This is a genomic window from Mycobacterium sp. OTB74 (genome assembly GCF_029892685.1).
Classification (GTDB): Bacteria; Actinomycetota; Actinomycetes; order Mycobacteriales; family Mycobacteriaceae; genus Mycobacterium.
This window is the reverse complement of the sequence record NZ_JARXVD010000042.1, coordinates 1-8,408: the sequence shown is the minus strand read 5'-3', so window position 1 is coordinate 8,408 and position 8,408 is coordinate 1. Positions and strand designations below refer to the sequence as shown.

3 protein-coding genes are annotated in these 8,408 nt (G+C 65.5%); 1 reads left to right on the top strand and 2 read right to left on the bottom strand.

The features are described 5' to 3' along the window. Window positions 1-1,246 (bottom strand): AMP-binding protein (locus M2432_RS27680; RefSeq protein WP_280830053.1); only part of this gene is annotated, 1,246 nt, incomplete at its 3' end. A gap of 696 nt (window positions 1,247-1,942) precedes the next feature. Between M2432_RS27680 and pks2 the strand changes: the two genes are divergently transcribed. Beyond that, complete coding sequence (gene pks2, locus M2432_RS27675; RefSeq protein ID WP_280830052.1) at window positions 1,943-8,308, top strand: sulfolipid-1 biosynthesis phthioceranic/hydroxyphthioceranic acid synthase; 6,366 nt, start codon at window positions 1,943-1,945, stop codon at window positions 8,306-8,308. Window position 8,309: 1 nt separating this feature from the next. On the opposite strand, the gene M2432_RS27670 is transcribed toward pks2, so the two are convergent. Continuing rightward, a partial coding sequence (locus M2432_RS27670; protein WP_280830054.1) for a hypothetical protein occupies window positions 8,310-8,408 on the bottom strand: 99 nt, incomplete at its 5' end.

The following is an 8,408-nucleotide window of genomic DNA, read 5'->3' as shown; positions in this document are numbered from 1 at the left end:
GCCAATAGCCCATCGCGACGTTGTCGCCGTGCACCCAGATCTCACCGGCAGTTCCCGCCGGACACTCGAAACGTGTCTCTGGATCAACGATGCGGACCATCGGTGACCGCGGCATCCCGTAGCTGACCAGCGGTGTGCCACCTCCGTTTTCGCAGCGCTCCGCCTTGCCGGCGGTCAACTTCTCGGAGTCGAATCGGACGATGGCCGGTGGTTGAGCCTCCGTGCGGGTCGCCACATACACCGTTGCTTCCGCCATTCCATATGACGGTCGTACCACCGCCTCGCGCAGATTGAAGCGGGCGAACCGGTCAGTGAACCGCCGCAGCGTCGCCGGGTGTACCCGTTCACTACCGCTGATGACGACAAGCACGTCCGAGAGATCAAGCCCGGCCATGTCATCATCCGATGTTTTGCGCACCGCTAATTCGAACGCGAAGTTCGGCGCTGCCGAGTATGCGTGGCTATTGCTCGCCAGCAATTGCATCCACCGGGCCGGCCGCTGGAGGAATGCCACCGGGCTCGTGAGCACAGCGCGATGTCCTGTCAGAATCGGCCCGCAAATTCCCAGATACAAACCCATGTCGTGATACAACGGCAGCCATGACACAATAGTGGTATCTGGCGGGGGAATTTTTCCGTAGTCCGCAAAGTAATCGGACATCACCTGTTCGAAATTGGCCAGAAGGTTTCTGTGCGACATCATGACCCCCGCCGGCAGACGGGTCGACCCAGACGTGTACTGCAAATACGCCGTGCTCGGGCCATTAGCTACCCCAGCACTGGATCCCTGTCGAGAATCCAGCTCCAGCCGATCAACCTCAAGGATCGGTGGAGCGGATGCGCCGGACTGCGACCGAACATACTCGGCGACAGCGCCCACGACAGAGGATGTCGTGAGAATAACCGACGGCGAGGCGTCACGTAGCACCGAACTAACGCGCTCGTCGCTGACGCCACCTAGCGGAACCGAAAGCGGAACCGCGATCTTTCCCGCCTGCAATGCGCCAAGAAACGCGACGATGTAGTCGAGCCCCTGTGGTGCCAATATGAGAACGCGGTCACCCGTCGACCCGCGATGATTGAGCTCCCGTGCAACGTTCAGTGTTCGCCGATAAAGCTGCGACCACGTCAGGCTTTCCGCAACCCCGGCCCAATCCTGTTCGTAATCAATAAACGTGACCGCGATGTCATTGGGCTGCAGACTGGCGCGCTCGCGCAGCACAGCTGGAATGGACGTCTCGAGCACCTCTACGAGGTTACCGTCGCCGTCGCCGCTGCACCCTTCGAATCGAGAAGTGCTGCACCTTCCAATCGAGAAGTCAGGTACCCCTCCATTCGGCAGCCGCCGTCCAGGCAAAAAGTGAACCGCCGACATTCAGATCGACATCAACGGGACCGGCACCATGGTCGGCGTGGAAAAGCTCCACCCTCACCGCCGGCGTGCCGGTCGACGCTCTGGTCGGCAGGTTTCATTTCCAGGCAGCCGACGCGGAGCTGGTCCTTCGACAGATCCGGTCGTCGAGCCAGCACTTGATGCTTTCGGTTAGCCAGGTGCAGGCTTGCGGGCCTGTGCTCCAGCCTGTTTGGCCCGCTCGTCGTTCCGTCGACGGCCCGGCGCGATGGCTGGCAGCCCGCCTCGGAATAAGGCAGCCGCCGCTGGGTGGAACGCCAATCGTTTCGGGCCGACGCGATGATGATGCGCCGAATTATTCACGTCCCAGCAACTTGCATCACGATTGGGTAACGGTTCCACCAATTACTTATCGTCGTCGCACGTGGCGAATAGCGTCGTTTGTACCATCTAGGCTGCTGACGTGCACGAAAGCTTTTGACGACCGGGCAAAGTCAATTGTGCAGACGCAGACACCGGGGTCCGGGGGCGTGCCGTACATAGCCCCAAGCAGCGGACAGGCTAACTAGTCGTTGCTGTAGGGGAGGCGGAATGGCTTCATTCGGGGCGATCCACAATGCCGCGCACGGCTCAGCTTCGGCCGATTCTTCGCCCGCTGTGGGCACCACGCCGGTCACTCCGGTTGCTGTCATCGGCATGGCCTGTCGGCTTCCGGGAGGCATCGACTCTCCGGAGCAGCTGTGGGAGGCGTTGCTGCGGGGCGATGATCTGATCACCACGATTCCGCCCGACCGCTGGGACGCCGACGAATACTACGACCCCGAGCCCGGCGTGCCCGGTCGGTCCGTGTCGAAGTGGGGCGCGTTCGTAGACGACGTTGCGGGGTTCGATTCTGAGTTCTTCGGGATCAGCGAGCGCGAGGCCACCGCGATCGACCCGCAGCATCGCCTGTTGCTCGAGACCTCTTGGGAGGCAGTGGAGCACGCGGGGCTTAGCCCCACGAGGTTGGCCGGTTCGCGGACCGGTGTGTACGTGGGTTTGACGCATGCTGACTACATACTGGCGGCTGCCGATGCCCACGCCCTGGAGGGGCCCTACGGATTCTTGGGCAGCAATTTCAGCATGGCGTCCGGACGGATCGCCTACTCCATGGACCTGCACGCTCCGGCCATAACGGTGGATACCGCATGCTCGTCTGGCCTGGTAACTGTGCACTTGGCATGTCGAAGCCTGCATGAGGGCGAATGCGACCTTGCGCTGGCGGGCGGCGCCACGTTGACGCTGGATCCACGGAAATCCTCCGCGGGGTCGGCCGGCGGCATGCTGTCTCCGACCGGACATTGCCATGCGTTCGACACCGCCGCCGACGGGTTCACGTCGGGCGAGGGTTGCGTGATGGTATTGCTCAAGCGGCTACCGGATGCGCTGCGCGATGGTGACCGAATCTTGGCTGTGGTGCGCGGCACGGCCCTAAACAACGATGGCCGAACGGTGAACATCACCACACCGTCTCAGCCCGCGCAGGTCGAGTCCTATCAGGCCGCATTGGCGACCGCGGGTGTGGACGCGAGCACCGTCGGCATGGTGGAGACACACGGCACCGGGACTCCTACCGGCGACCCCATCGAATATGCAAGTGTGGCCGAGGTTTACGGCATCGAAGGCCCATGCGCGCTTGCAGCCGTGAAGACCAATTTCGGGCACAGCCAGTCGACCTCGGGAACATTGGGCTTGATGAAGGCAGTCCTGTCCCTGCAGCACGGTGTCATTCCGCAGAATTTGCACTTCACCCGCCTACCGGATGAGCTTGCCCAAATCAAGACCAATCTCTTTGTACCGCAGGAAAATACACCGTGGCCAACCAACGGTCACACGCCCCGGCGGGCGGCGGCGTCGGCCTACGGATTCTCGGGAACCAACGCCCACGCCATCCTGGAACAAGCACCGGTGGAGCAAGCTCCAAAAAGCGCTGCGCCCGAAGACATCTCTGCCGAATCGTCGACCGTGCCACTGCTGTTCCCGCTGTCGTCTACGTCGGCCGACGAATTGCGCCGCACCGCTGGCCGGCTCGCCGACTGGGTGGTAGCACACCCGGACGTGGCGTTGCCGGATCTGGCCTACACCCTCGCGCGTCGACGCGGGCACCGCACAGTCCGCACCGCCGTCATTGCGAGCAGTCGGCCTGAGCTCACTGAGGCTCTGCGCGAAGTCGCCGACGGCGACACTCCATTTCAGCCCGCTGCCGGGCAGGATGACCGGGGACCGGTGTGGGTGTTCTCCGGGCAGGGTTCGCAATGGGCTCAGATGGGCGCGCAACTGCTGGCGACCGAACCGGTGTTTGCCGCCACCGTCGCGGCGGCCGAGCCGCTGATCGCCCACGAGTCCGGGTTCTCGGTGACCGAAGCGATGTCTGCGCCACATGTCGTGACCGGTCAAGACCGGATCCAGCCGACGCTGTTCACCATGCAGGTCGCGCTGGCCGCAACCTTGAAGGCATACGGGGTGCGCCCGGGCGCGGTCATCGGGCATTCCCTCGGCGAGGCCGCGGCAGCTGTCGTGGCCGGAGCCCTATCGCTGGAAGACGGGCTGCGCGTTATCTGCCGCCGCTCAGGGCTGATGTCCCGCATCGCCGGAACCGGCGCCACGGCATCTGTGGAACTGCCTGCCCAGCAAGTACTTTCAGAGCTGATGGCCCGTGGCATCGACGACGTCGTGGTTGCGGTGGTGGCCTCGCCACAGTCCACGGTGATCGCCGGTGCGACCCAGGTGGTTCGTGAGCTGGTCGCGGCCTGGGAGCAGCGTGATGTGATGGCCCGCGAGGTCCCCACCGATGTCGCCTTTCATTCGCCCCAAGTCGACCCGATCCTTGGCGAGCTGACCGACGGTCTGGCCGACCTGCAACCGATGCCACCTGAAGTCCCCTTCTACTCGGCGACCCTGTTCGACCCGCGCGAGCTGCCGGCCTTCGACGCCGGCTATTGGGCGGACAACGTGCGCCGCATGGTGCGGTTCGCCACGGCGGTGCAGGCCGCATTGGAGGATGGCCACAGGGTCTTCGCCGAGCTAGCACCCCACCCGCTGCTCACGCATGCTCTCGAGCAGACCGCCCGCGGTATCGACATGCCGCTGGCCGCCCTGGCCGGTATGCGCCGCGAACAAGCGCTGCCACACGGGCTTCTGGGCTTTGTGGCGGATCTGCATAGTGCCGGCGCCGCGGTGGACTTCTCCGTGCTCTACCCGAATGGGCGCCTGGTGGACGCACCGCTGCCGACCTGGACGCACCGTCGGCTGCTGTTGAGCCGCGACGATCAGGAATCCCCGGCGCATGGTGGTTGCACCGTTGCCGTGCATCCGCTGTTGGGCGCGCATGTGCGTTTGCAGGGGGAACCGGAGCGCCACGTCTGGCAAGGGGAGGTCGGCACCGCCGCCCAGCCCTGGCTGGGTGATCACCAGATCCGTAATGTGGCAATGCTTCCGGGGGCGGCTTACTGCGAGATGGCTCTGGCGGCCGCGCACGACCTGCTGGGCGAGGCCTCTGAGGTCCGTGACATCCGCTTCGAGCAGGTGCTGCTGCTGGATGAGCAGACCACGATCGGCGCCTCGGCGCCCTTGTCATCGCCGGGCGTCTTCGACTTCACAGTGGAGACAACCCAGGGGGGCGAACATGCGCGGCAAGCTAGCGCAATCCTCTACGCCGCAGAGAAGGAGCAGCCTCCTGCACAGGACACGTCCGTGCTGCTTGCCGCCCATCCGGTCCACGAGGATGGCGCCGAGGTGCGCAAGCGGATGGACCAGCGTGGTGTTCAGTACGGCCCGGCGTTCGCCGGTCTGGCCGCGGTGCACAGCGGCGAGGGGGCAATCCGCACCGTGCTGGCCGAGGTCGCGCTACCCCGCCAAATCCGCTCGCAGCAAGACGCTTACGTTGTGCACCCGGCGCTGCTGGATGCCTGTTTTCAGTCCGTTGAGGCTCATCCGGACGTCCGGGCCCTGGGCGCGGGTGTGTTAGGGCTGCCGTTGGGTATCCGTCGAATCTGCTCCTACGGTGCTGCCCGCAACGCCCGCTACTGCTACACACGGGTGACAAAGGCCGACACATCCGGGGTTGAGGCCGACCTCGACGTGCTCGACGAGCACGGGGCAGTCCTGCTCGCCGTGCAGGGGCTGTGCCTGGGCACCTCGGTATCCGGCAGCGGCCACGACGATCGGGTGCTGGCCGAGCGGCTGCTGACCATCGAATGGCGGCAACGGGAATTACCCGAAGTGGAATACGCCGACGCCGGAACCTGGCTGATGATCAGTACCACCGCCACCGCCGACGAGCTGGCCACCACGTTGACCGACGGGCTGAAAACCCGTGGCGCACAATGCACCACCATGAGCTGGCCACAAGACGCCGACCACGCCTCGAACGCGGACCAGCTTAGAAATCAGTCGCGTGGCGGTGGATTCACCGGAGTGGTGATCCTGACCGGACCCAAAAACGGCGGCGCCGAGGAGCAGTCCCCGCTGCTGGGCGCCGACTATGTGCGGCATCTGGTGCGTATCACCCGCGAATTGCCGGACATCCCCGGCGAGCCGCCTCGCCTCTACGTCGTGACCCGCATTGCCCAGACGGTGCTGGCCGGCGACCGACCCAACCTGGAGCAGGCTGGTCTGCGGGGTTTGATCCGGGTGATCGGCATCGAACATCCGCATCTGCGCGCCACCCAGATCGATGTGGACGAAGTCACCGACGCTGAGCAGCTGGGACGACAGCTGCTCAGCGAGTCTGAGGAGGACGAGACCGCCTGGCGAAACGGCCAGTGGTACGCGGCGCGGTTGTGCCCCACTCCGCTGGGCCCCGAGGAGCGGCAAACCACCGTCGCCAACCATGAGCGTGACGGGATGCGCCTGCAGATCCGCACAGCCGGTGATCTGGAGTCGATGGAACTCGTTGCCTGCGACCGAGTTCCGCCGGGACCGGGCCAGATCGAGGTCGCGGTCACTGCATCCAGCATCAACTTCGCCGACGTGCTGGTCGCGTTCGGCCGCTACCCCGCCTTCGAGGGTCGGCTACCGCAGTTGGGCACCGACTTCGCCGGGGTGGTGACCGCAGTCGGACCGGACGTGACCGACCACGAGGTGGGCGACCATGTCGGCGGTCTGTCCCCCAACGGCTGCTGGGGCACGTTCATCACATGCGAGGCCAACCTGGCCGTCAGGCTGCCGGTCGGCCTGACCGACCAGCAGGCGGCGGCGGTGACCACCGCGACCGCCACCGCCTGGTACGGCCTACACGACCTGGCCCGCATCACCGCCGGTGATCGCGTGTTGATCCATTCAGCGACCGGCGGTGTGGGGCAGGCGGCGGTCGCGATGGCCCGTGCCGCGGGAGCCGAGATCTTCGCCACCGCGGGCAGTGAGCAGCGTCGACAATTGTTGCGCGACATAGGCATTGAGCATGTTTACGACTCGCGAAGCACAGAGTTCGCCGACCTGATACGTCGTGACACCGAGGGCTACGGTGTCGACGTCGTGCTCAACTCGGTTACCGGCGCCGCCCAGCGCGCGGGCCTCGAATTGCTGGCGTTCGGTGGACGATTCGTCGAGATCGGCAAGCGCGACATCTACGGCGACACCCGGCTGGGGCTCTTCCCGTTCCGGCGCAACCTCACGTTCTACGCCGTCGACCTGGCGTTGATGTCCTTCAGCCATCCGCACCGGCTCCGAGACTTGTTGACCACGGTGTACCAGCTCACCGCGGACGGTGAGCTGCCGATGCCGGAGAGCACCCACTACCCGATTGGCTACGCCGCCACCGCCATTCGGGTGATGAGCGGCGCCCAGCACACCGGCAAACTCGTGCTCGACATCCCGCACAGCGGCAGCAGGCGCGTGGTGGTGCCGCCGGCACGGGTCCGGGTCTTCCGCGGCGACGGCGCCTACATCGTCAGCGGCGGATTGGGGGGCCTGGGGCTGTTTTTGGCCGAGAAGATGGCAGCAGCCGGCTGCGGACGCATCGTGCTGTCCTCGCGCTCGCAGCCAACTCCCGAGACGCTGGAGGCCATCGAGCGCATCGGCGCGATCGGTGCCGACGTCGTGGTGGAGTGCGGCGATATCGCCGATCCCGGCACGGCGCAGCGGTTGGTGTCCGCCGCGACGGCGACTGGACTTCCGGTACGCGGTGTGCTGCATGCGGCGGCGGTGATCGAGGACGCCACGCTGACTAATATCACCGATGATCTCGTCGAGCGTGACTGGGCGCCAAAGGTTTACGGTGCGTGGAACTTGCACACCGCCACCACCAACCAGCCGTTGGACTGGTTCTGCTCGTTCTCCTCGGCGGCCGCGCTGGTGGGTTCGCCCGGGCAGGGCGCCTACGCCGCGGCCAACAGCTGGCTGGATGCCTTCACCGTGTGGCGGCGGGTACACGGCCTCCCTGCGACCGCGATCGCATGGGGAGCCTGGGCCCAGATCGGGCGCGGCACCGCCCTGACGGAGGGCGCCGGCGATGCCATCGCTCCCGACGAGGGTGCTTACGCGTTCGAAGCGCTGCTGCGCCACGACCGCGCCTACAGCGGCTACGCGCCCATCACGGACACCCCGTGGTTGACTGCGTTTGCGCAGCACAGCCCGTTCGCCGAAGCGTTCCGATCCACTGGGCAAAACCCAGCGGGCACGAGCAAACTGCGTGCCGAGCTCGACGAGCTGCCCCCAGAAGAGTGGCCGACCCGGGTGCGGCGTCTGATCTCCGATCAGGTCAGCCTGATCCTGCGACGCAACGTCGACCCGGACCGTCCGCTCGCCGAGTACGGCATGGACTCGCTGGGCGCCCTCGAGTTACGTACCCGGATCGAAAGCGAAACGGGAATACGCATCAATTCCAGCGACATGACGATAACCACTCGCGGTTTGGCGGGACTGCTGTGCGAAAAGCTGGCGCCCGCGGAAGTCGCCCACAGCGACGTGTCGGCTTAACCTAGGGGTCCATGCGGGCGAACTGACCGTTCCGGTACTGCTCGACACACGCCGATCGCCTGACCTTGCCGCTCGTGGTGATCGGGATCGAACCGGGTTG